The 24092-nt window shown below is 63.2% G+C and carries 14 protein-coding genes and 3 pseudogenes; 11 read left to right on the top strand and 6 right to left on the bottom strand.

The genetic code is table 11. From position 1 onward, the window contains the following. Positions 1-45 precede the first annotated feature (45 nt). From H3T89_RS01030 to H3T89_RS01040, 3 genes are all read left to right on the top strand, one after another. Complete coding sequence (locus H3T89_RS01030; RefSeq protein ID WP_232348368.1) at positions 46-3477, top strand: tetratricopeptide repeat protein; 3432 nt, start codon at positions 46-48, stop codon at positions 3475-3477. Further along, positions 3470-6058: an NAD-dependent DNA ligase LigA gene (gene ligA / locus H3T89_RS01035; protein WP_198215974.1), complete on the top strand. Its 2589-nt coding sequence runs from the start codon at positions 3470-3472 to the stop codon at positions 6056-6058. Before H3T89_RS01030 ends, ligA begins: the two co-directional genes overlap by 8 nt. Positions 6059-6127: 69 nt before the next feature. Then, positions 6128-7324 carry an Mrp/NBP35 family ATP-binding protein gene (locus tag H3T89_RS01040; protein ID WP_198215975.1) on the top strand — a complete coding sequence of 399 codons (1197 nt, stop codon included), beginning with the start codon at positions 6128-6130 and terminating at the stop codon, positions 7322-7324. Between the two features lie 130 nt (positions 7325-7454). Here the strand turns inward: H3T89_RS01040 and H3T89_RS01045 are convergent, their stop codons facing one another. The 5 genes from H3T89_RS01045 to H3T89_RS01065 form a co-directional block, all read right to left on the bottom strand. Beyond that, positions 7455-8801: an MFS transporter gene (locus tag H3T89_RS01045; RefSeq protein ID WP_198215976.1), complete on the bottom strand. Its 1347-nt coding sequence runs from the start codon at positions 8799-8801 to the stop codon at positions 7455-7457. A 200-nt stretch (positions 8802-9001) separates the two neighbouring features. After that, entirely contained in the window at positions 9002-10438 is a 1437-nt protein-coding gene (glnA, locus tag H3T89_RS01050) for a type I glutamate--ammonia ligase (protein ID WP_046323088.1), read from the bottom strand. A gap of 146 nt (positions 10439-10584) precedes the next feature. Further along, positions 10585-11319 carry a DUF4191 domain-containing protein gene (locus tag H3T89_RS01055; protein WP_015022079.1) on the bottom strand — a complete coding sequence of 245 codons (735 nt, stop codon included), beginning with the start codon at positions 11317-11319 and terminating at the stop codon, positions 10585-10587. Positions 11320-11367: 48 nt separating this feature from the next. After that, positions 11368-12855, bottom strand: a complete 1488-nt coding sequence (locus tag H3T89_RS01060; protein WP_015022078.1) for a dihydrolipoyl dehydrogenase family protein — start codon at positions 12853-12855, stop codon at positions 11368-11370. Between the two features lie 155 nt (positions 12856-13010). Continuing rightward, on the bottom strand, positions 13011-13637 hold the full coding sequence (locus H3T89_RS01065) for a DUF3043 domain-containing protein (protein WP_015022077.1): 627 nt from the start codon (positions 13635-13637) through the stop codon (positions 13011-13013). Between the two features lie 67 nt (positions 13638-13704). Between H3T89_RS01065 and H3T89_RS01070 the strand changes: the two genes are divergently transcribed. The 5 genes and pseudogenes from H3T89_RS01070 to H3T89_RS09165 form a co-directional block, all read left to right on the top strand. Continuing rightward, the gene (locus H3T89_RS01070) at positions 13705-15081 is read left to right on the top strand and encodes a dipeptidase (RefSeq protein WP_015022076.1); all 1377 of its coding nucleotides are present in this window, start codon (positions 13705-13707) and stop codon (positions 15079-15081) included. Between the two features lie 191 nt (positions 15082-15272). Beyond that, positions 15273-15947: an ECF transporter S component gene (locus H3T89_RS01075; protein ID WP_227028572.1), complete on the top strand. Its 675-nt coding sequence runs from the start codon at positions 15273-15275 to the stop codon at positions 15945-15947. Between the two features lie 10 nt (positions 15948-15957). Beyond that, positions 15958-16518, top strand: a pseudogene (locus H3T89_RS09155) (energy-coupling factor ABC transporter ATP-binding protein); the annotation flags it as partial. A gap of 213 nt (positions 16519-16731) precedes the next feature. Continuing rightward, a pseudogene (locus H3T89_RS09160) lies at positions 16732-17415 on the top strand (energy-coupling factor ABC transporter ATP-binding protein); the annotation flags it as partial. A gap of 309 nt (positions 17416-17724) precedes the next feature. Then, a pseudogene (locus H3T89_RS09165) lies at positions 17725-18453 on the top strand (energy-coupling factor transporter transmembrane component T family protein); the annotation flags it as partial. Positions 18454-18563: 110 nt separating this feature from the next. Here the strand turns inward: H3T89_RS09165 and H3T89_RS01085 are convergent. Continuing rightward, entirely contained in the window at positions 18564-19184 is a 621-nt protein-coding gene (locus H3T89_RS01085; RefSeq protein ID WP_015022073.1) for a superoxide dismutase, read from the bottom strand. Positions 19185-19404: 220 nt separating this feature from the next. On the opposite strand from H3T89_RS01085, the gene H3T89_RS01090 reads away from it, so the two are divergent. From H3T89_RS01090 to pheT, 3 genes are all read left to right on the top strand, one after another. Beyond that, a complete protein-coding gene (locus tag H3T89_RS01090; RefSeq protein ID WP_198216177.1) occupies positions 19405-20325 on the top strand; it encodes a TrmH family RNA methyltransferase in 921 nt (306 codons plus the stop codon). A 69-nt stretch (positions 20326-20394) separates the two neighbouring features. Then, entirely contained in the window at positions 20395-21462 is a 1068-nt protein-coding gene (gene pheS / locus H3T89_RS01095; protein WP_015022071.1) for a phenylalanine--tRNA ligase subunit alpha, read from the top strand. Positions 21463-21469: 7 nt separating this feature from the next. Then, complete coding sequence (pheT, locus tag H3T89_RS01100) at positions 21470-24076, top strand: phenylalanine--tRNA ligase subunit beta (protein WP_198215978.1); 2607 nt, start codon at positions 21470-21472, stop codon at positions 24074-24076. Positions 24077-24092: the final 16 nt, after the last annotated feature.

The raw sequence follows: 24092 nt of genomic DNA on the forward strand, positions 1-24092 counted from the left end.
TATTCTAACGGCGACATGTCGGGCTGGATTGGGACAATCGAAAGTATGTCCAAGAACGCGAAGAAGTCCCGGGGGATCGGGGATTTGTCAGGCCTGGGCCGTTCCATTCTTTCCGCACTGGAGGGATTGGTAGGCTCCTCTCGGCCGACCACGGGGGATCGCGGGGATCATCCCCTGGATTCTTCGGTGGCCGACATGGTCAATCTGATCAACAGGACGGGACGCCATCCAGATGATCGTCAGATGCGCGAATTTCTGGCCTCCCACAGCCGTATCCTGGGTATCGCGGTCAAGCGTCGGCTTTTTCCTCGTCTGCAGGGCGTGCCCGAGGGGTTGAAGTTGGGCTGGGTCCAGTGGCCTGATGCGCCCGGCCGCGGCTTCGCGCTGGGGATTTTCACCGATCGTCGTCACTTTGCTCAGATTGCTCTGGCCGACGACCATGGCCGGGTCTTCATCGGCGAGCAGAGCCGGATGGACCTGCAGAACATGGAGCCTGCCTTCTTGCTGGGCAGGGAGGAGGAGGTGACCCTGGCCGATGGTCGTCGGCTGGGCCGCGATCCGGATCAGGATTCGGGTCCGGTTCGTGCCCTGCAGGGTGCCGTAGCAGGCCGTGACGAGGCCGGCCACATGCGTTGGCTGGCCTCCTGGCTGCGAGCCGATGGCCGCTATTCACTTGAGCAGCTGCGTCCATTGCTGCCTCCGGAGATGCGCCTGGATCTGGAGTACCGGGATGCTGTGGGCATTGCTTTCTTCGCTGCATACCTGCTGCCGCGCATCCAGGGAACCTTCACCGGGTTCGGCTCGGGCAACATCTTCTACAGGCTCAACAGGGAGGCGCCCATGGGAGCCATCCGACGCAGCGTTGGTGACATGATTCAGGCACGCTCCCACGGACAGCGGGTCTCCGGTCTGGAGGATCTGTTCGCCGACCTGATGCGCGAGGCTGGGGCCCTATCGCCCGTCTCAGGCCTTGAGGCCGTTCATGGGGCAGAGCCCTTGCATCTGTATGCTTCCTCTTATTCCGGCGCCTACTTCCTGAGCTGGGACAATGGACTGGAGTTCACCGCCGCCCTTGCGGCCCTGCGCATCGAGGGCAATCTCAACAGGTTTGCCGCCGTCAGCGCCTGGCTGGAGCGCAATACCCGCCTGGGAACGCTGCCCACCGAGGACTCGATCAACCGCGTCCAGGCAACCCGGCTGGATCAGGCGCTTTTGGATGATCCCGCCATTGTCGCCTTGCTGCGCCCGGGGGACTATCCGGTTCGCTTCGACCCCCTGGAGGACGACGGGCTGACCGCTATCAATGCCATGGTCGACAAGGCTGCGGCGACCGCCGTCATGGTGCGTCAACAGGCTCCCCAGGCGCTGCCGGTGCGAGCGGACGGCCAAGGTCAGGAGCCGGTGCGATCCGAGTGGGTCTACCGGCAGACGCTGTCCATGCTGATGCGATCCCTTCGGCTGCCCTTCCGTTTCGACGTGGAATTCAGATCCAACCTTGCCCAGGGGCAGGTGGCCCTGGCTTTCACTGCTGCTGGGCGCACCATGATGCCCTCCAGCCGCTATGAGGACAAGTCACGTGCCTGGCGGGACCTGGACGAGGGCGAGCGGTCCGCCATGAGCGCAGACTACAACCTGCGTATCGGTCTGATGATGGCCGCCCTGGCCTTCGGGGCGGATCCGGCCGTGCGTGAGGTCAGCCTGCAGATCGACTCCATCGGTCTGGAAGAGGCTGTAGATCAGCAGAACTCGGCTATCAGGACCATGATGGGACAGGCCCTTGAGGCCTTCGAGCGCATGCGTTCAGGCGAGGTGGCCCCCACCGGGTCCAAGGCTGATCCCAAGGATGGCGACGTGCATGGCGATCCCACCAAGCCCATTGCTTCCCGGATGGCTCCTGAGCAACGACAGGAAGACGGGGAGGACAAGGCCGAGGATCAGGGTGAAAAGGAATCCGTGGACCGTGAGTTCAAGGATCTCATGCAGGGCGCGGACCTTGACTCTGCTGCTTTTGCGCCGCCGTCGTCAGCCAATGAATCCGACGCGGGTGAGTCGACTGCTGATTATGCATCGAAGAAGGATGTCTCGAATGATGATGCCTCTGCAGACAAGACCGACGACGACGCATCCCAGAATCCGCTCAGCGCTCTGCAGAGTAATCCGACCATACGCACCCTGGTCTCGGTGGTCTTCAGCAGGGAGCTCTTCCTCTCCCGCATCCGTTCGCAGGGTCTGAAGGATCCACGCGCCATCTACCGCTTCTTCGACGCGGCCATGCAGGTGGATACCCAGGGCGGGCTCAAGCCCACTGAGGCCGAATTCGACATGCGCGATGACCGCTTCAGCCCCCACGGCAGCCAGGAGGAGCCCGAGTTCTCCGAGGTGGCCTTTGCCGACAAGTCTGCCAAGGCCCTAGGAGCAGATAAGGCAGTGGATCTTTCCATCCAGCGTGCCGACCTGCTGCAGAGGGCTGTAGGCGGTTTCCACCAGCTGGCCTCGGATCGGAGCATGACTTCGGCAGCCAAGGCCCAGGAAGCCACAGGTATCATCCAGAGCATCGGCGACCCTGAGCTGGAACAGCTGGCCCCCCAGGTCGCCAGCGCCATGATCGATGGCACCCCTGTTCCGGACTTTGACTTCTCACTTTCCTCCCAGCTGGACAAGGAGCGCGTCAAAGCCCGAGATCTGCTCTTCTCCGGCGGCGCGGCCCAGGGCATACAGGTCGAACAGGACGCTATCGCTCATCTGGATGCGGTCTTCGCTGCCAAGGGCCAGGTACCCCGCTACTTCAACTCATATGCCGAACGGGTGGTCTACAACCGCCTCTTTGCCACACCGGGGGAGCGGACCCTGCTCATTCCTGACAACCTCTTCTACGCCCACCTGGAGATTGCCGATCTGCTGGCCCAGATCAAGGAGGACCAGGCAGCCCTCAAGCATCTGAACGCCATGGTGGCCTATGCGCCCGCCTACCCGCTCTCCCACCTGAAGCTGGCTGTCATGCTGGCCAACCGGGAGGACTGGGATTCGGCCCGGGCCGCCACGCTCAATGCTCTGAGGGTGGCCCTGGACCGGGACGATGCCTCTTTCGCCTACTATCGCCTGGCCTATGCCTCATGGATGCGCGACGAGTTCGACGTGGCTGCAGCGGCCTACCTGATGAGCGAGCACATCAGTCCCGACCGGATACCAGCCCTCAAGAGTGAGCTGGCCGAGCTGCAGGCCAGGGCCCGCTCCCAGTGCGTGGTTCTGCCCGAAGACCACAGGCAGGCCCGACGGGTGCTGGCAGAACACGGCCTACCGGTCTGGCCCCACACCGAAGTGGCTTCGATAGTGCGACAGGCAGCGCGCATCTGTGTGGACGGCGGTCTCTTCGTCCCGGCCCGGACACTGTCAATGGCGGCCGCCAGGATGAACGACGACGATAATGAAGGTGTTGATGTGGTACAGGCACAGTTCATGAGGTCGCTCAATGCATGACAGAACAGCTCAGGAAAATACTCAGCAAACCAGCGATGAGAGCGGGAATACCGATTCCAGGCCCAGGCCGGGCACTGACCGATGGATAGCCTCCCTGCAGCCCGACGATGCTGATGCCATGCGACTGGGGGAGCTGGACCTTGATTCTCTGGGAGCCCAACAGGCCCAGCGTCTCTGGTCCAGGCTGGCCGCCTGGGTGGAGTCCGACCAGGTCGCCTACTACATAGACGATGCGCCGGTCTCCTCCGACGCGGCCTATGACGCCAGGATGCGCTGCCTGCAGGAGCTGGAGTCCCACTTTCCCAGTCTGGATACCCCCCAGTCGCCGACGCACCGGGTCGGGGGGACCTTCTCCAACGACTTCGCCTCAGTCCGCCACCCCTCCCAGATGCTCAGCCTGGATGACGTCTTCAGCGTCGCCGAGCTGCGTCAGTGGTACGACGGGCTTCGCAACGAGCTCGACTGGCCGCAGGGCAAGGCCCTGCCCATGACCAGCGAGGTCAAGATTGACGGCCTGGCCCTCAACCTCCTCTACCGCAACGGGGTCCTGGAGCAGGGCCTGACCAGGGGGGACGGAGTTACCGGGGAGGACATCACCCTGAACGTCAGGACCATTTCGAGCATTCCGCAGAACCTGTCGGGATCGGCCCGGGACATCCCCGAGTTCGTGGAGGTCCGTGGTGAGGTCTTCATGCGGTTCGATGACTTCAACGCCCTGAACGAACAGCAGGAGCAGGAGGGCAAGGCGCCCTTTGCCAACCCTCGCAACGCCGCCGCCGGGTCGCTGAGGCAGAAGGATCCGCGCATCACGGCCAGCCGCCGTCTGAGTTTCTACGCCCATGGTCTGGGTTCACTGAGGTGGGGCCCGGCCCATCCCAAGGGGACCCACGACGAGGTCATCGACCAGTCCCAGGCCTACGACCTCTACAAGCAGTGGGGAATTCCGGTCTCCCCCCATAACCGGGTCATCACCTCCTTCGACCAGATTCTGGATATGATCGACTATTACGGCCAGCACCGTAATGACATCGAGCACGCCCTGGACGGCATCGTCGTCAAGCTCCAGGACCGGGATCTCCAGCGCAGGCTGGGAGCCACCTCCCGTGCCCCCCGCTGGGCCGTGGCCTACAAGTACCCGCCGGAGGAGGTCAATACCAGACTTCTGGACATCACCGTCCAGGTGGGCCGGACCGGCCGGATCACCCCGGTGGCTGTTCTCACCCCGGTCACCGTGGCAGGGTCCACGGTCTCCAGGACCACCCTCCACAACGCATCCGAGGTCAAGCGCAAGGGCATTCTGATCGGGGATACGGTTGTGGTCCGCAAGGCGGGCGATGTGATCCCCGAGCTGGTCGGACCGGTTATCGAAGCCAGGAAGGGGCGTGAAAGGGATCTGAGACCCTTCGTCATGCCTGAGACCTGCCCCAGCTGCGGTGCCCGGCTGGCCCCGGCCAAGGAGGGCGATGTGGACATCCGCTGCCCCAATGTGGAGTCCTGCCCGGCCCAACTGACCGAGCGGATCATCCACATGGCCTCGCGAAAGGCGCTGGACATAGAGCATCTGGGGGAGCAGAGCGCCATAGCACTGACCAACCCCGATGAGAACCGGCCCGATTCCGTGGAGGTCTACGCTCCCGGTCTGCGTGAGGTCCTGGTCGACCAGGGCGGCCAGGCAGCCCCCTACCAGCCGGACCCGGACCTGAAACTTCCATCTCGTCAGGAACCTGTCCTGACCAGTGAGGCGGGCCTGTTCGATCTGAAAGTGGAGGACCTGCGCCAGGTCTATGTCTGGCGTGAGGTTCCCCTGATGGAGCGGGTGGAGGTCGAAGGCCGGCAGGGACGTGCCACAACCAAGCGTCGGACAGGCGGCAGCGGCCTCTGGTACCGTGTGCCTGCCTTCTATAACCTGCCCAAGAGCGCTCAGGCGAGCCAGGGCGAGCGGGCCATGAACAGCCATGAGACCCAGGTCCAGGAGGCTGCTCTGGACAGTGCGGATGCCCAACCCTCCAGGAATACCCTGCAGATGCTTGAAGAGATTGACAAGGCCAGGCATGCCGACCTGTGGAGGGTCCTGGTGGCCCTGTCCATCCGGCACCTGGGACCGACATCGGCCCGGGCCATAGCCACCCGTTTCCCGTCGCTCAAGGCCGTGGAGGAGGCCAGCGTGGAGGACCTGTCCGAACTGGACGGTGTGGGCCCCGAGATCGCGCACTCCATCCACGACTGGTTCCAGGGCGCCCGCCAGCCCGACGACTGGCGTGGACGCATCCTGGATGCCTGGCAGGCAGCCGGGGTGGGCGCCCACGTCGAGCGCAGCACCAAGCCGCAGACCCTAAAGGGGATGACCGTGGTGGTCACCGGCAGTCTGGAGGACTTCTCCAGGGACTCCGCCAAGGAGGCCATCGTGGAACGCGGCGGCAAGGCCTCTGGATCCGTCAGCAAAAAGACCACCTATGTGGTGGTGGGCGCCAACCCGGGTTCCAAGGCCGACAAGGCTGAGAGCCTGGGGCTACCCATCCTGGATGAGGCGGCCTTCCACCGCCTGCTTGACACCGGCGACCCCAACCCAGCCCAAGGTTGATAGTGACATTCGCAATATCCGACCAGCCGCGCCCTAGCAGCAGATGGCTGGGCGCGATATGGTGACGGCATGGAACAAGTAGAGCATCGCAAGGAAGGGACCCGGGATCTGGAGGAGCTGCCTCGAAGAATCAAGGGCGAGGTCTATGAGCGGCTCAGTCGGGTCATCGATCCAGAACTGGGTCGATCCATCACCGATCTGGGCATGATCACCGACATCATTGTCGAGCCAGCCAGGGATGCCCAGGCCGACTATGAGGTGACCGTTCGGGTTGAACTGACCATCAAGGGATGCCCGCTGTCGACCACCATCACCAACCAGATCAACGGGACCGTGACCTCATATCCACGAGCCCGGCTGCGCCCCCATATCGATGTCTCCTCCATGAGCCGGGAGAAGCTGGACAATCTTGTTGCCGACCTCAAGGCCGCCCGCCGCAGCAACCCCTTCTCCAAGCCCGGCGTGGGCACCCGTATCTTCGCCATTGCCTCGGGCAAGGGCGGCGTGGGCAAGTCCTCGGTGACGGTCAATCTTGCTGCCACGCTGGCTGCCTTGGGCTATGACACGGCCGCCATTGACGCGGACATCTACGGATTCTCCCTGCCTGGGCTCTTCGGTGTGCACAGCCGGCCCACCAATCTGCACGGCATGCTGATGCCGGTCACCGCATGGGGGGTCAAACTGATTTCCATCGGCATGTTCGCCGGGTCGGACCGGGCAATCCTCTGGAGGGGTCCGCGCCTGCAGCGCTCGCTGGAGCAGTTCCTTTCTGATGTCTGGTGGGGCGACCCCGATGTACTTCTGCTGGATCTGGCCCCAGGCACCGGGGATATGGCCCTGTCCGTGGCCCAGGCCCTGCCCAACAGTCGGCTGATCGTGGTCACCACACCCCAGCCCTCGGCCTCACAGGTGGCCGTGCGTTCAGGGCTGGTGGCCCTCCAGCTGCCCACCAAGGTCCAGGGTGTGATTGAGAACATGTCCTGGTACGAGCACAATGGCGAGCGGCTGCACATCTTCGGTCAGGGAGGTGGCCAGCGTGTGGCCGACCAGCTGACCCGGGATCTGGGGTATCAGGTGCCGCTGCTGGAGCAGCTTCCCCTGCAGACCGACCTGCGCGAATCGGGGGAGTCCGGCCGGCCGGCTGTCCTCAGATCAGATGGCTCCCTGGATGATTCGCCGCTGACCAAGCGATTCGTGGACCTAGCCAAGACCCTGATGGCGGGTTCGGAGCCTGGCGATGCCCGTCGGGCCGCCGGTGAAGACTGACTTTACACGAGAACCGCCACTGAAGAGAGGAATCAGTTCGCTGGACTGGCCACTGTAGAAATGCCTTCTCGGCCACCTTTGGATTAGCCAACCTCCAAGTTTTTAATTCGGTGCCGTGCCTTGTCCAAGACTACAAGGCAGCCGGGCTCTTCTGGCTGGTGATCTGCCGCGAGGGAATGGCCAGGAACCAGGGGACTGCAAGTACGACCAGGCCGATGGCGCACATGGCCAGGAAGGGAATGGTCTCATGCCCGGCCAGGATGTAGGAGGCGAACATGGGTCCCACGATGTAGCCCAGGGATGCGGCTGTGTTGAGCAGGCCGAACATGCGCCCGCTGAACGATGGCCCGGCCAGCTCGGCGGCCACCACCGGCTGGGAGATGCCCATCATGACCTCGCCCAGCCCGAAGATGGTGATGCCCAGGGAGGCCACACTCAGGGCACCGGGGGTGGAATCCAGGCGCAGGCCCAGGACGATGATCACCCAGGCCGCAGCCCAGAAGACCGGCACGGTGCGCAGCAGGCGCACATGGTTTGCGTCCTTGAGCCGGGGCAGCAGCACGATGTTCATGATGACCACCGAGAAAGTGTTGACCACGTCCACCACCGACAGGGACCAGCGGGGGATGTGCGGATCGGAGATCAGGGTGGTGACCAGGCCGGCGTCGAACTGGGAGTAGCCGAACAGGTCCATGAAGAAGGTGCCCATGGTCAGCAGGATCATGGAGGCCAGCACCCTGGTCAGGGAACTGGTCCGTCCTCCGAAGGTGCCGTTGACGGTCATGCTTTCTGTGCTGTCCGGCTTGCTTGCCTGAAGTGCGCGGGTTGTCTCTGCGGATTTCTGGACGACCTCCTGCTCCACCTTGGCCTTGAGCTCAGCAGTCAGCCGGCGCAGCTGCCAGTGTCGTTCGATGACCAGCAGGGACAGACTGAGCAGGGCGAACCCCAGGGCCCTGCCGCCGAAGCCGAGCCGATAGAGGAAGTCTTGACCACCGGCGGCCAGCAGTCCGCCAACTGCCGCTCCAAGGCCGATGCCCAGGTTAAGCTCGGCCTGGTTGATGCCGTAGACGATTCGGTGTTGCTCCCTGGTGGAGATCTGGGTCAGAATGCTGGCCCAGGAGGTCTGCATGCCCATTCCCAGGCCCGATACGAAGGCTCCAGCGACTGCTGCCCGATAGTCGTGGGCCACGGTGAAGATCAGGGGGCCGAAGACCGAGAAGATCATGGCCGTGTGCATGGCCAGCCAGGAGGAGCGACGGTCTGAGACCCAGCCGATGATGGGGTTGGAGATCAGGGACCCCACCGAGCTGATGGTCACCAGGAGGGCAGCCTCACTCATGGTGGCGCCCAGGGAATGGGTGGCGAAAAGCAGCTCGATGGGCATGACCAGGCCGATGCCGAAGTTGCACATGAGGTCCACTATGAGCATGGCTCGCAGATATACGGGCAACTCCATGAACTCACGCAGCCAGCGCATCGGTTTCCACCTCCATCGGATCCGTTTTATGCCTGCACATCATTTTGTCCCGACTGCTGCCAGGATGCCGGGGCTGGCGTGTTGCCGTCAATGGGCGGATGCAGAAGGTCGTGATAATACAAAGAGGCCCGACCCTTCAGCAGGAAGGATCGGGCCCTATGCGACCTGGCCGGCGAGCCGGCGTCAGTCGTTATGCGGACTCAGATGTGGAAGTAGAGCTCGTACTCCAGGGGGGTGGGGGCCAGACGGGTCTGGTCCAGTTCACCGCGCTTCAGGTCCAGCCAGGTCTGGATCAGGTCATCGGTGAAGACGTCGCCCTCGCTGAGGAAGTCGTGGTCCTCCTCCAGAGCGTTGAGGGCCTCCTCCAGGGAACCGGGGACCTGCTTGATTTGGGCGTGTTCTTCCGGAGGCAGCTCGTAGAGGTCCTTGTCGATGGGGGCCGGAGGCTCGGTGTGGTTGAGGATGCCGTCCAGTCCTGCCATCAGCTGGGCCGAGAAGGCCAGGAAGGGGTTGCAGGAGGGGTCGGGGGCGCGGAACTCGATCCTCTTGGCAGCCGGTGAGGTGCCGGCCAGGGGGATGCGGATGGCCGCCGAACGGTTCCGGGCCGAGTAGACCAGGTTGACCGGGGCCTCATACCCGGGCACCAGCCGCTTGTAGGAGTTGGTGGAGGGGTTGGTGAAGGCCAGAACAGACGAGGCATGCTCAATCAGGCCGCCCACATACCAGCGGGCGATGTCGGAGAGTCCGCCGTAGCCATTCTCGTCATAGAAGAGGGGCTTGCCGTCCTTCCAGAGAGACTGGTGGCAGTGCATACCGGTCCCGTTGTCTCCAGCGATTGGCTTGGGCATGAAGGTGGCCGCCTTGCCGGCCAGGGCAGCGGTTTCGTGGACCACGTACTTATACTTCATCAGATCGTCGCCAGCGTGCAGCAGGGTGTTGAAACGGTAGTTGATCTCCTGCTGGCCGGCGCCGCCCACCTCGTGATGGGAGCGCTCCAGAACCAGGCCCACCTTCTGCAGGTTGGCAACCATGTCGTCGCGCAGATCCTGGTAGTGGTCGATGGGTGGTACGGGGAAGTAGCCCCTCTTGACACGATTCTTGAAGCCGATGTTGTCGGAGCCGTCCTCCTCGACATCCACGCCTGAATTCCATGGGGCCTCGATGGAGTCGACCTCATAGAAGGAGCGCTGCATGCTGTTCTCGAAACGGACCTTGTCGAAGATGAAGAACTCAGCCTCAGGAGCGAAGGAGGCCGTGTCGGCGATTCCGGTGGAGCGCAGGTAGGCCTCGGCCTTGGAAGCAATCTGCCGGGGATCACGCGAGTAGGGCTCGTCGGTTACCGGGTCAACGATGGAGAAGGCCACATTCATAGTGCGATGACGGCGGAAGGGATCCAGGTAGGCGGTTTCAGGGTCCGGAATCAGCTTCATATCGGACTCGTTGATGGCTTGGAATCCCTGGACGGAGGAGCCGTCGAAGGCCATGCCGTCTGTGAAGGCATCCTTGAGGAATTCGCTGGCTGGGACCGTGAAGTGCTGCTGGACGCCGATCAGATCCGTGAACCTGACCGAGACGTATTCCACGCCTTCTTGGTTGATCACAGCTTCGCAATCGGCCTTTGATTTCAGTTCTCTCACTGAACTGCTCCTTTCCTGGAAAACCATAACGGTCACTCAGTCTAGGGGACCGCTTTTTTCGGCAATGCACCGCTGAGGTTACGGGGGTGTTTCATGCGAAGATCCCGGCGCCTCCCTGAGGGAGATGCCGGGACCTTCAAAAAACATCAGCGCCCGCGCATGGCCTTGCGGCTGACGTGTATCTTGGTCGGGTCGATGCCCTTGGGCATACCCAGGGCGCTCTGACGCTTTTGCAGGGTGACCAGCCTGTCGTTCAGGGTCTCCAGCTCGGTGGCGGTCAGTTTGACCTTCTTCTTGATCACAGTGCGCTGGAGCTTATTGAGCGGGACCTGGTCCGGTCCGCGGCCCACGCTGATTCGGTAGATGGGGATGGCCGATCCGCGGGTGATGCGGCGGATCTTCTCCTCTTCGCGGTTCATGGCCTTGTTGACGCGGTTGTAGTCACCTTCGGCTATCAGATAGACTCCGGTACGGCCAGTGCCCCTCCAGACGGCATCCTTGGTCTTGGCATCGATCCAGACGGGTTCCTGGGGGAAGGAGAAGCCTGCCTTGGAGATGCCGCTCAGCACGGCGGCGGCAGCACCTGGGCGGCCCTCCATCTTGGCATAGCCGACCTTGTCGGAGCGTCTGGTCAGGGTCATGGTGGCCAGGAGCAGGCCGAGCATGATGCCCAGAAGCACAGTCAGTATCCAGGACAGCCAGCCGAAGTGGGCCAGCAGGCAAATCACCACTGCTATCAGTGTGGGTACCAGAATTGCTGCGGTCAGCAGCCAGGGAAGGGTCTTGTCCTCTTCATAAGTGAATTGGTAGATCTTGGCGATCTGGCTGATCGTGCTGGTCTTCTTTTTTGCTTTTTTGCCCTTGGTGTCCTCTGTAGCCATGCCATCCTCACTTGGAAACGTTCACTGGTTGACCAGTCTACCGCATGCCTACCGCATGTTCAGGGGTCTGCCGTCGGCCTTGAGCAGGGCCTCTCCAATGGCTTCCGAGAAGGTGGGATGGGGATGGATGAGGCCGGCCGCCCGGTGCAGGGGGATCTGGTTGCCCACCAGCTGCTGGGCCTCGGCGATGTTCTCGGAGGCCTGAGGGGATACCATCTCGAGACCGACCACCATCTGCTTCTCCATATCGGTGGCTTGGCAGGCGGTGATGAGGCTGAGGGTGCCCTGCAGGCCGCTCATGCGCATGCGCGAGTTGGCCATCATGGGGTAGATGGTCTCCTTGACCTGGTTCAGCGATGGATCGTCCTCGGCCTCCTGGCGGCTGAAGCCTACAGCTGCGGCCTGGGGGGAGGAGAAGACCACGCGGGGGATGGTGGCCTCGTTGACTGGCTCGGGATCCAGACCGGAGGCGGCATCAGCCAGGGTGATGCCCTGTTGGAAGGCCCTGTGGGCCAGATGGTGACCCGGGGTGATGTCGCCCAGGGCCCAGACCCGGTCGCGGCTGGTGCGTCCCTGTGAGTCGGTCAGGACCTGACCCTGCTCATCCAGGTCGATGCCCAGCTCCTTCATATGTTTCGGATCGGTGTTGGGGTCCCTGCCGATGGCGACCAGAACCAGATCAGTCTCGATCTGTCCCGATTGGCCCTTGTCGTCGGTCGGCTGGTAGTCGACCTGAATGCCTCCATCTGCGGGCAGACGGTGTCCGCCCGAGCAGCGGGCATGGGTGACGATCTGAATTCCCTGTCGCTCCAGCTCCCTGGTCATGATCTGACCGGTCCGACGACCCCAGTGGGAGAGCACCCGATCCCGTCTGACCATCAGGGTCACCTGGCAGCCGGCTTGATTCCAAATGGTGGCGAATTCCAGGGCCACCGCACCTGAGCCGATAATCAGGGCCCGGCGGGGGAAGGGCTTGAGGGTCAGGGCCCGGTCGGTGTCGATGACCAGATCACCGAAGGGAAGTTCTTCCAAGGCCCGGGGATGAGACCCGGTGGCCAGGATGGTGTCGCAGGTGGTCAGACGGGTTCGATTGCCGTCATCGGCGGTCACCTCCACAAGGCCGTCGCCGACGATGCTGCCGCGGCCGTGCAACACGGTGATGCCACGTTGCTTCAGCAGGCTCGACAGGCCGCCGGTCATGGCGTCCACCATCCGGTCCTGATAGTTCTGAAGTTTCTGGTAGTCGATGCTGTATGACGCCATATTGATGCCCATGGCGGCCCCAAGGCCGGCCTGTTCGAGAACCTGGGTAGCGGTCAGCAGGGCCTTGGTGGGGATGCATCCGCGGTTCAGGCAGACGCCGCCAACCACAGGGTCCTGTTCGACCAGGGCCACCCGTCCGCCCAGCTCCGCCGTGCGCAGGGCCGTGGCATAGCCGCCTGGCCCGGATCCGATGATGATGGTGTCGTACTGGCGGCTGTCGGCATCCCATGGGTCAAGAGACTGTGTGCCGGGTTGGTTGATCGATTGCTGCATATCAATCCATGCTAGCCGTACAGGCTGGGAGAATGAAGACCATTCGCAGAATGCGGAGTGAATACGAAGACCGCCCGGTTCCTCAAGAGGAACCGGGCGGTGTGACCGACCTGCAGGCCGGAATATCAAAACAATCGGCTGTCGCTAATCGGCTGTCACTTGGGCCAGTGTCCACGCTTGCTCTGGTTGGGCTTGGGAACCCGCCAGCGCCGGACCATCATGGCCCGCTGCCATGCATAGGATGCTGAGCGTGATCCCTTGGCCACCGAGCGCTCGCCGAACCTGTCGATCAGCAGGCGCTTGAGCTTGCGCCACATCAGCCAGGTGTCGACAAGGGCCACAATCAGATAGGCATATAGAAGGATGGTCACTGCCATGGTGAAAGTGGCATAATGCTGCGGACCCACAAACATGCCCATCAGAGTGGCCACGAACATGAGGATGATGGCCGGGAAAATCCATTCCAGCAGATTGAAACGGGCATCCACATAGTTGCGGATGTAGATCCTCCAAGGCAGACGCTCCGACTTGGGCATGTGGTCGATGTCGCCGGTCCTCATGGCCTCGTACTGGGCGTCCTCACGGGCTCGGATCCGGGCCTTGGCGGCCTTGCGTGAGGCCTTGCGGTCCTTGGGGACCAGCGGACGCAGGTTCCGGGCCTCGGCCTGCTTGCGCTTGGGTGTGGGGCGTCCCTTGCCTTGTACATCCTCCGCAGAGGCCGTCTGGTCCGCCTCCGCCTCTTTGTCCCGACGATCCTTGCGTGAGAAGGGATTCCATGTCATGCGAACAGGTTACGGTGACGCCTAGACTCGCAAGCATTGATTCGCAAGTAATAATTAGGAGGTAACGATGGCGGAACTGGGGCTGGAGACGATCCGCACACGTGTCCAAGACGATAGGAGCAGGGTCGTCGATCTGCTCAAGGACAAGATCGCCCTGGCTTCGGTCTCGGCCAAGGGGATCACCGGAGACCACATGCGGCGCTCGGCCGACTATGTGGCCGGACAACTTAAGCAGGTGGGCGTAGACGCCCGGGTAGTCCAGGCCACCAATCCGGACGGCACCCCTGGAGCCTTCGAAGTCATCGGATCCCGGCAGGTGGATGCCAATGCCCCGACCGTTCTGCTCTATGCCCATCACGACGTACAACCGGTGCCTGACCCCTCCCAGTGGTCTACTGATCCTTTTACTGGCGTTGAGAAGGAGGGGCGGCTTTATGGACGCGGGTCAGCCGACGACGGCGGTGGTATTGCCATCCACTCGGGTGCCCTCCATGCCTTGGGCAAGGACCTTCGCGTCAACGTCAAGGTCTTCATCGAAGGGGAGGAGGAGATGGGCTCGCAAAGCTTCATCCCCTTCCTTCAGGCTCATCGGGACGACTTCGCCTCGGATCTGATCATCGTGGCCGACTCGGGCAATTGGTCGGCGGACACCCCAAGCCTGACCACTTCTCTGCGGGGGAATGCCGACCTGGATGTCACGGTTACCGTTCTGGAGCATCCGGTCCACTCCGGCCAGTTCGGCGGGCCCATCCTGGATGCCAACACCTTGGCCGCCATGCTGATTGCCTCCATGTATGACGACCAGGGTCAGCTTGCGGTGCCCGGCCTGGAGGGTGGACAGCCCATCGGCGGCCTGCAGCGTGACCTGGATCAGGCCCAGCTACGTGCGGACGCCGGTGTGCTTGACTCCTACCAGCTGGCTGGAACCGACTCCCTGGCCTCTCGGCTCTGGACCAAGCCAGCGGCGGCCGTGATCGGCTTCGATGCTCACCCAGTGGAGGGCTCCTTCAACGTCCTGGCCGATAAGACCCGCTTCCGCATCTCCCTGCGTACTGCGCCCACCCAGCGGCCCGAACAGGCTGTACAGGCCCTGGCCGATTTTCTGGTCGCCCATGCTCCTCGAGGGGCCAGGGTGGAGGCCACGCCCAGCGACTTGGGCATGGGATGGGCCATGGATGCCGACAGCCCGGTGGTTCGGCAGGCCGAGGAGGCCATGCGGCAGGCCTTCGGATGCGACCCGGTCAACAAGGGCGAGGGTGGATCCATCCCCTTCATCCCCGAGCTCAAGCGGCTCTTCCCTGATGCTCAGGTCCTGGTGACCGGTCCCGAGGATCCCCAGTCCAACGCGCACAGTCCGAACGAGTCCATCTCCCTGCAGGGGCTGGTCGATAACATCGTCACCGAGGCCCTGCTGCTGGACTCCCTGGGCGAGCGTCAGAACTGATTTTTGGCCACGGCCTGTTCTAGGGTTAAAGGTGACACGGGGGCCGTATGCCTAAGGGCGTGCGGCTGAGAGGAGGCTCAGCCTCAACCGGACGAACGTTTACCGGGCAATGCCGGCGCACGGATGTCACTGGACCCGTGCCTGAACGGGATGGCGCTCATAGGGAGCGCCCCGAGGAAAGGCACAAGATCATGACCGATGGTCATTTCATGAACAATACCGTTTCCGGATCAGAGCCGGAGTCCGAGCGGACTCCGTCCCAGGTCAGGATTCCCTCCAAACGGTGGAGGGTGGTGGATATCGCCGTCGCCTCGGTCATAGGGGTGGCCTCCGCCGTCATTTACTGGGTGGTCGCCATGGTGACCACCATTCCCTGGTCCTTCCTGGACGGGGTCGTGCCCGGTCTGGGTGGCATTCTCAACGGTCTCTACCTGTTTGCCGGCCCACTGGCCTCGGTAATCGTACGCAAGCCGGGAGCGGCCGTCTATGCCGAGTTGGTCGCAGCCATCCTGGAGTCGCTGCTGGGCAGCCTTTGGGTGCCTGTGGAGACCATACTGATCGGTCTGCTGCAGGGCTTCATGGCTGAGCTGGTCTTCATGCTGCTGCGTTACCGGCGTTGGAACATGTCCACGGTGGCACTGTCGGGCGCTGCAGCTGGTTTCGGATGCTGGCTCTACTCCTTCTGCACGCACCTGCAGGCCATCAACCTGACTGGTCCCTACGGGGTGATCTATCTGATAGCCACCCTGATTTCGGGCGCTCTGATCGCCGGAGTGCTGGTCTGGTACCTCTACAAGGCCATCGCCGCAACCGGGGCCCTGGACCGCTTCGCCTCCGGCCGCGATATTCGTACGGCCGGGAAGTAGAGGTCCGGGCGTGGATCAGAGCATCCAGGACAATCCCTACCGCCCCGCAGCCTTGGAACTGCGTGGCTGGGGTTATCGGCATGCCTATAGGAATCACTTCGCCGTCAGGGATCTCTCCCTGAACATTCCTGCGGGTCAGCGGGTGCTTCTGTTGGGGGCCTCCGGCATCGGCAAATCGACCATCCTTGAGGGTGCGGCCGGCTTGCTGGGCGATCACGCCCCGCAGAGCGGCCAGGATCAGGTTGAGGATGATGAGGGCGGGGTGACCCAGGGTCAGGTCCTGATCGACGGCAATCCTGCCGTATCCAGCCGGGGGCGTGTGGGCCTGGTCCTGCAGGATCCGGATGCTCAGGCCATTTTTCAACGGCTTGGCGACAACGTGGCCTTCGGGCCAGAGAACATGGGGCTGCCTCGCGAGAAGATCTGGCCACGGGTGCGGATGGCCATGGCCGAGGTGGGTTTGGCTGACCTGCAGCTGACCCGGTCCACCATGCACCTGAGCGGAGGGCAGATGCAGCGTCTGGCCCTGGCGGGTGCCTTGGCCATGCAGCCTGGGCTGCTCCTGCTGGACGAGCCCACAGCCAATCTGGATCCGGTCGGTGTCGACCAGATTGTCGATGCCGTCAGAAAAGTCCTGAACCGGCAAGGTTCCACCATGGTTCTGGTCGAGCACCGGGCAGGGCCTTGGATGGACATGATCGACCGGGTCATCGTGCTTGGGCTGGGTGATGTTGAAGGCGATGCCGGCGGTTCGGGTGCTGCGGTCTATCGCAAGACCGTGATTATGGCCGACGGCAGTCCCGAGGATGTCTTCACAGATTCCGGACTGGATCTGGCCTCCCTGGGCATATGGGTTCCCGAGGCCTATAGGGGCGCCAAGGATTCGCTCCCTGAGCTCGGCCAGGACAGGATCAGATCCGAGCAATCAGGTACCGGCCAGGATGAACATCCCGTCCTGCTGGCCGCTCAGGATCTGGCGGTGGGCCGTCGCGGCAAGGCGGTGGCCGAGCACATCGATCTGGAATTCAGGGCCGGGCAGGTTACTGCCCTGGTCGGGGTCAACGGAGCCGGCAAGTCCACTCTGGCCATGACCCTGGCTGGCCTGCTGGAGCCGGTGGATGGTTCGGTCCTTGCCCTGGATCACCTGCTTCGGGTACCCCAAGGGCAGATGCCTGCGGAGCCCGAGCCCATCCGGTGGACCTCATCCCAACTGGCGGCACGCATCGCCTATGTTTTTCAGAATCCAGAGCATCAGTTCGCCCGGGGCACGGTCCTGGATGAGGTCAAGCTGGCCCCCATCCGTACCGGCATGACCGAGGACCAGGCCCAGGCCCGTGCCCTGGAGCTGCTGGACCGCTTCAGTCTGAGGCAGTACGCACGCGCCAACCCCTACACGCTCTCGGGCGGTGAGAAGCGGCGGCTGACCGTGGCCTCGGCCCTGGCTGCCGCACCCCAGGTGCTGATTCTTGACGAGCCCACTTTCGGGCAGGACAGGAACACCTGGGTCAGCATGGCCCAGCTGATTGCAGACCTGCGCGACCAGGGAGCCTGCATCATCCTGGTCACCCACGACCGGGAACTGGTCCAGGCCCTGGATGCCCGCCTGGTGGAGATGATGCCCCCAGGGGCCAAGAAGGCAATCTGGCCTACAGCCGGGTCAGATTTGCAGGCTCATCAGGAGACTGTTGCCGCCAGACTGACCGTCACGCCCATGGATCAGCGGAATGAGCCGATCAAGCCGGCCAGCCGGTCACCATACATAGCCTCCATCAATCCGGCCTTCCGTCTGATTGGGGCCTTTTTGGCGGCTCTGCCCCTGCTGATCAGCCTGGACCCGGTCTCGGCCACGACGGCCCTGATCCTGGAGTTCCTGCTGCTGGGTGCGGCAGGCTTCACGCCCCTGCGCGTGGTCAGATCCACTTGGCCCATCTTCCTGGGGGCGCCGGGTTCGGCCCTGGCGATTATCCTCTACGGCAAGAGCGGCGGTGCCACCTTCTGGCAGTGGGGAATGATCCACATCACCCAGCGCTCGCTGGATCTGGCCCTGGCTACTGCACTGCGGATCCTGGCCATAGGAATCCCTGCCATCATCACCGTGTTGGGAATAGATGCCACCGACCTGGCCGATGCCTTTAGCCAGGTGCTCCATCTGCCTGACCGCTTCGTCTATGGTGGGCTGGCCGGCATGCGGCTCTTCACTGTTCTTAAGGATGATTGGTCGGCTCTGACCGCCTCGCGCCGCAGTCGTGGGCTGGGAGACGAGAACCGTTTCAAGGCTTTCATGCCCCAGGCCTTCGCCCTGCTGGTTCTGTCCATCAGGCGTTCGACGACCCTGGCCACGGCCATGGAGGCTCGGGGCTTCGGCGGCATCACACCGCGCACCCATGCCAAGGTCTCCAAGGTCAGACCACGTGATGTGGGCTTCCTGCTCATATGTCTGTCTGTGCCTGCAATCTCACTGACTGTGGCTGCGTTGACCGGCTCCATCGCCTTCTTCGGCAACTGATCCGCCAGGTTTTCCGCAGGCTCCAGCTATAGAGGAACCCCGGCCCTCTCCACCCCCCGCAGAGAGGGGAAAAGGGCCAGGGTTCCTCTGTGTTTGGAAGCGCTGGCCTCTTACCTGGCCAGAGTGGTGTTGATGTTGCGCACCTCGTCGAAGCGCTTGGAGGCATCCTCCCAGTTGACGATGTGCCACCAGGCCTTGACGTAGCTGGCGCGGTCGTTCAGGTACTCCAGGTAGTAGGCGTGCTCCCAGAGGTCCAGCAGGACCAGCGGGAAGATGGTGACGGGCAGGTTGCCCTGGTGGTCGTACATCTGCAGGGTGACCAGGCGCTCGCCCAGGGTATCCCAGGCCAGAACGGCCCAGCCGGAGCCCTGGATGCCTGCGCACATGGACTCGAAGTAGGTCTGGAAGCCCTGGAAGGATCCGAACTGATCCTCGATGGCGGCCTTGAGTTCGCCGGTGGGCTCCTGGCCGATGGCCGGGGCCATGTTCTTCCAGAAGATGGAGTGGTTCTTGTGTCCGGCCAGGTTGAAGGCCAGGTTCTTCTCCAGCAGGTTGGACTGGGCCACGTTGCCGGACTCGGCGGCGTCGTGGATCTGCTCCAGGGCCTTGTTGGCCCCGTTCACATAAGCCTGATGGTGCTTGTCATGGTGCAGTTCCATGATCTTGCCGGACACGTACGGCTCCAGTGCCGAGTAGTCGTAGGGCAGATCAGGAAGTGTGTATACGGGCATATCGTCTCCTCACAATGATTCTGGCCAAGCCAGATGTGCCATGGTCGGTCTGCGCCATACCAGCTATGGACGTGGTCGACCCGACCGGTTCTTTTACCCTAGCCCCTTGTTCGCCAAGCACAAGGGGTGAGGACCTTTCTTTCAGTGAAATTTCCCACAGATGTGGGTTCATGAGGATCCCTCAGCAGTGCTCTCGGCTGCCGGGGCTAAAGTTGTGCCCATGCGCTTTGATGACTCCCTCCTCGACAATCCACGTGCCCAACGAATTCGTCGCCTGGCTGAACTGCAGGATCGGCGGGCCCGGCAGCGTCATGGCCGCTTCCTGATAGAGGGGCCGCAGAGCGTGCGCGAGGCGGTCCGCTGGCGTCCCGATCTGCTGACCGACCTCTATATTCAGGCGGATGAGTCCTTTCCTGTATCCAAGGGCGGTCATCCACGACCGCTCAACGAGACCGTGGGCGCCATCGTGGAGCAGGCTCGGGAGTTGCCTGACTGCTACGTACACTTCGTCTCGTCCCGGGTCATGCGTGCCATCAGCGGCAATGCCCAGGGAATCCTGGCCCAGGCGCGTACGGACGGATTTCTGGCACAATCGACGGACCTTGAAGGTTCACAGCGCCTAACGGGGGAGGGGCCCGACCTGGTGGCGGCCTTCTGGCAGATTCGTGACCCGGGCAATGCCGGAACCGTCATTCGGACCGCCGATGCCGCAGGCTGCAGGGCGGTCGTACTGGTGGATCAGTGCGTGGAACCCACCAATCCTAAGGTCATTCGCTCTACGGCCGGATCGGCCTTTCACATACCCCTGGTGACCATGGACACTGAGGACTTCCTGGCCCTGTGCAGGCGGCAGGGCCGGACCATGGTGGCCGCGGATGTCTATGGCACGCCGGACAAACCGGTCCGCTTGCTGACAGACCTCATGGCGGGCGGTGCCCAGGCCAAGCCGGACCTGGCTGGTCAGCACATGGCTCTGCTCTTTGGCAATGAGGCACGCGGATTGCCCAAGGAGTTGTTGCAATCCATGGATCAGATCGTCCGCATCCCTCTATATGGGCGGGCTGAATCCCTCAACCTGGCCACCTCGGCGGCGGTGCTGCTTTATGCCATGGCCATGTCGAGTCGTATTGAAAGAATGTGAAGGCGTCAACGACCGGGATTTCCGCTGATTTGCGGCCCGGACACGGCATTGGCAACAGTGGAAAGGTCCATGGTGGCACAGGAAGAATTCGACCCCGCGGCGATGACCGACGAGGTCAACGAGGGCATTGGCAGGATTCGCGAAGCCTCCGATTTGGCAGAACTCAAGGCGATCAAGGCCAAGTATGCAGGGACAGGTTCAGCCTTGGCCGGATCAGGCCGGATGATCGGACGGCTGCCAGCGGATCAGAAGAAGACCGCCGGGCGTCTGGCAGGCAAGCTCAAGGCTGACTTCGGCCGTGCCTACGGGCTCAAGGAGCGGCAGCTGCGCCAGGAGGAGGAGTCCCGCCGCCTGGCCGCCGAACAGGTGGATATGACCCTGCCGGTCAACCGCCGTCCCCAGGGCGCCCGCCACCCGTTGTCCAAACTCATGGAGGACGTGGAGGATTTCTTCGTCTCCATGGGTTGGAGCATCGCCCAGGGTCCTGAGCTGGAGGCCGAGTGGTACAACTTCGATGCCCTCAACTTCGGCCCAGACCATCCTGCCCGCCAGATGCAGGACACCTTCTACGTCAAGGGCAGCCAGGCCAGGGATGCCGCCGGCTTCGTCGGCTCCAACATGGTCATGCGCACCCATACCTCGCCCGATCAGGCCCGTTCCCTGATAACCCGTGGCGTGCCGCTCTACGTGGCCTGCACGGGCAGGGTCTTCCGCACCGACGAGCTGGATGCCACCCACACCCCGGTATTCCACCAGTGCGAGGCCATCGCCGTCGATGAGCACCTGACCATGGCCGACCTCAAGGGCACCCTGGACAAGCTCGCCGTGGCCATGTTCGGTCCCGAGGCCCGGACCAGACTGCGGCCCTCATACTTCCCCTTCACCGAGCCCAGCGCCGAGATGGATCTCTGGTTCCCCGACAAGAAGGGCGGACCCGGATGGATCGAATGGGGAGGCTGCGGCATGGTCAACCCCAACGTTCTGAGGTCGGCCGGCGTGGATCCGCAGCGGTACTCAGGCTTCGCCTTCGGCGTGGGCATGGAGCGCACCCTGCTCCTGCGCCACGACATCAACGACATGCACGACCTGGTCGAGGGCGACGTGCGGTTCAGCCAGCAGTTCGAGATGGGGGAGTGACCGTCAGATGCCAATGATAGATATCGACTGGCTCAAGGAGCATGTGCAGATCCCTGAGGATCTGACCTATGAACAGCTGGCCAAGGACCTGGTCCGGGTCGGTCTGGAGGAAGAGGACATTCACCAGTCCACGGTGACCGGCCCCATCGTGGTCGGCTATGTGGTGGATGCCGAGCCCGAGCCCCAGAAGAACGGCAAGACCATCAACTGGTGCCATGTGGATGTGGGCGAGCAGTACAACGCCGTGGACGACCAGGGTCGCAAGGTGCCCCGGGGCATCGTCTGCGGCGCCCCCAACATGGCTGCGGGCGAGAAGGTGGTGGTGACCCTGCCGGGGGCCGTCCTGCCCGGGGACTTCCGTATCGAACCGCGCAAGACCTATGGCCACATCTCGGATGGCATGTGCGCCTCCGAGCGCGAGCTGGGGTTGGGGTCGGATCATCAGGGCATCATCCTGCTGCGCAATTACGGGTTCACCCCCGCACAGTACGAGCAGCTCAAGCCCGGGGACGATGCCATGGCTCTGCTCCATATGAACAGGCCTGTCCTGGAGATCAACATCACCCCCGACCGCGGCTATGCCTTCTCCTACCGGGGGGTTGCCAGGGAATATCACCACTCCACGGGCGCCGAGTACACGGATCCGGTGATTGAGCTGAACAAGACCGTGCCGCCCTCCGCAGCTCAGGAGGATCAGGCTCCGCTGGCCGTGCATGTTGAGGATGAAAACCCCATTCATGGTCAGCCCGGCTGTGACCGCTACTATCTGCGGGCCTTGACCGGGTGCGACCCCAAGGCGGCGACTCCCAGCTGGATGCGTCGGCGGCTGGTTCGGGCCGGCATGCGCTCCATCAGCTTGCCTGTGGATATCACCAACTACGTCATGCTGGATCTTGGACAGCCCCTGCACGCCTACGATCTGGACAAGCTCAGCGGGCCCATCGTCGTCCGCAGGGCCAGGCAGGGTGAGCATCTGACCACTCTGGATGGCAAGGATCGCGAGCTCAGCACCGAAGATCTGCTCATCACCGACTCGCCCGAGGGGCAAGAGGGGTCCCGCATCCTGGGACTGGCCGGAGTCATGGGCGGCCTGTATGGGGAGGTGACCGATCAGACACGTAACATCCTGATCGAGTCCGCCCACTTCGACCAAGTGACCATCGCACGGACGGCCCGTCGCCACAAGCTGCCCTCGGAGGCCTCCAAGCGCTTTGAACGCGGGGTCGATCCGCAGATGCAACCGGCCGCCGCAGCCATGGCCGCTGATCTGCTGCATCGTCTTGCCGGTGGCCAGGACCTGGATGCCCCGCTGGACATGAATCAGACCAAGCCCATGCCGGTCATCGACTTTGCCGTCAGCGAGGTGGCCCGGCTGACCGGTCTGGAAGTGGAGCCCCAGCGCATCGTGGACATCCTGCGCGACATCGGCTGCACGGTCCAGGGAGATCCGGTCGGAAAGCTGTCGGTGACCCCGCCAACCTGGAGGTCCGATCTGGGTGAGGGCTGCGATCTGGTCGAGGAGGTGGCACGCCTGGTGGGCTACGACCGCATCCCCGTCACCGTGCCATCACCCAAGGTGTCCGGTGCTGTTGGCCTGACCGATCGCCAGCAGCGTCGCCGTTGGGTGGCCGACACCCTGGCCGAGTATGGGTTGACCGAGGTTCTGGATTACCCATTCGTCGGCGACAATGATTTCAAGGCCTTCGGTATGGATCCTGACGAGGTCCATGTCAACAGCGTGGAGCTGGCCAACCCCATGGCCGCTGACAGGCCCTACCTGCGTCAGAACCTGCTGCTGCCACTGGCCAACACCGTGGAGCGCAACCTGCGGCGTGGCAACACGGATGTGCGTCTCTTCGAGATCGGCTATGTCTTCCGTCGGGATCCCAAGGCTCCTGCGGTGCCCACCCTTCCGGGCGGTGTACGGCCCAGCGATGAGGATCTGGCCCGCCTGGACCAGGGTCTGCCAGAGCAACGACTGCATGTGGCGGCCCTGCTGACCGGCCGCGCCCAGGAGGATGGCTGGCTCAAGGACACCAGGGACGTGGACTGGACCGATGCAGTCGAATCGGCTCGGCGGGTCCTGGACAGGCTGGGCGCCGACTATCGGTTGGAGCAGCCCTCGGCCGAGCAGGTGCCCGACCAATGGCATCCAGGCCGTGCCGCCAGGCTGGTTCTCAATGACGGCACACTCGTCGGCATGGTGGGCGAGCTGCATCCCCGGGTTGATCAGGCTCTGGGCTTCCCTGCCCACTCGGCCGCCTTCGAGCTGAGCCTGGACATGGTGCTGGACCACCTGGACTACACCCCCCTGCAGGCCAAGCCTGTCTCGACCTTCCCGCCGGTCCGTCAGGATCTGGCCTTCACCGTGCCGGACACGGTCTCGGCCGCCGACCTGACTTCCGCCATCAGAGAAGCGGCTGGGTCTAGTCTTGAATCCATCGAGCTGTTCGACGTTTTCACTGGCGATCAGATCGGTGAGCATGCAAAATCGCTGGCCTTCGCAGTCACCTTCCGCGCCCCGGACCGCACTTTGACGTCCGAGGACAGCGAATCCCTGCGCCAGGCCATCGTGGACAAGACCGCTGGTCTGGGCGCCATACTGCGCGCCTGACCGGGCATCAAGGGGA

Origin of the sequence: Bifidobacterium sp. W8114 (genome assembly GCF_016101165.1) — a bacterium.
Taxonomy (GTDB): Bacteria; Actinomycetota; Actinomycetes; order Actinomycetales; family Bifidobacteriaceae; genus Bombiscardovia; species Bombiscardovia asteroides.

Coding starts and splice junctions, on each gene's coding strand:
- H3T89_RS01090 (WP_198216177.1), top strand. CDS start 19,405: ATGCGCTTTGATGACTCCCTCCTCGACAATCCACGTGCCCAACGAATT.
- H3T89_RS01045 (WP_198215976.1), bottom strand. CDS start 8,801: ATGCGCTGGCTGCGTGAGTTCATGGAGTTGCCCGTATATCTGCGAGCC.
- H3T89_RS01060 (WP_015022078.1), bottom strand. CDS start 12,855: ATGCAGCAATCGATCAACCAACCCGGCACACAGTCTCTTGACCCATGG.
- H3T89_RS01085 (WP_015022073.1), bottom strand. CDS start 19,184: ATGCCCGTATACACACTTCCTGATCTGCCCTACGACTACTCGGCACTG.
- pheS (WP_015022071.1), top strand. CDS start 20,395: ATGGTGGCACAGGAAGAATTCGACCCCGCGGCGATGACCGACGAGGTC.
- H3T89_RS01065 (WP_015022077.1), bottom strand. CDS start 13,637: ATGACATGGAATCCCTTCTCACGCAAGGATCGTCGGGACAAAGAGGCG.
- ligA (WP_198215974.1), top strand. CDS start 3,470: ATGCATGACAGAACAGCTCAGGAAAATACTCAGCAAACCAGCGATGAG.
- H3T89_RS01075 (WP_227028572.1), top strand. CDS start 15,273: ATGACCGATGGTCATTTCATGAACAATACCGTTTCCGGATCAGAGCCG.
- H3T89_RS01040 (WP_198215975.1), top strand. CDS start 6,128: ATGGAACAAGTAGAGCATCGCAAGGAAGGGACCCGGGATCTGGAGGAG.
- H3T89_RS01055 (WP_015022079.1), bottom strand. CDS start 11,319: ATGGCTACAGAGGACACCAAGGGCAAAAAAGCAAAAAAGAAGACCAGC.
- pheT (WP_198215978.1), top strand. CDS start 21,470: ATGCCAATGATAGATATCGACTGGCTCAAGGAGCATGTGCAGATCCCT.
- H3T89_RS01070 (WP_015022076.1), top strand. CDS start 13,705: ATGGCGGAACTGGGGCTGGAGACGATCCGCACACGTGTCCAAGACGAT.
- H3T89_RS01030 (WP_232348368.1), top strand. CDS start 46: ATGTCCAAGAACGCGAAGAAGTCCCGGGGGATCGGGGATTTGTCAGGC.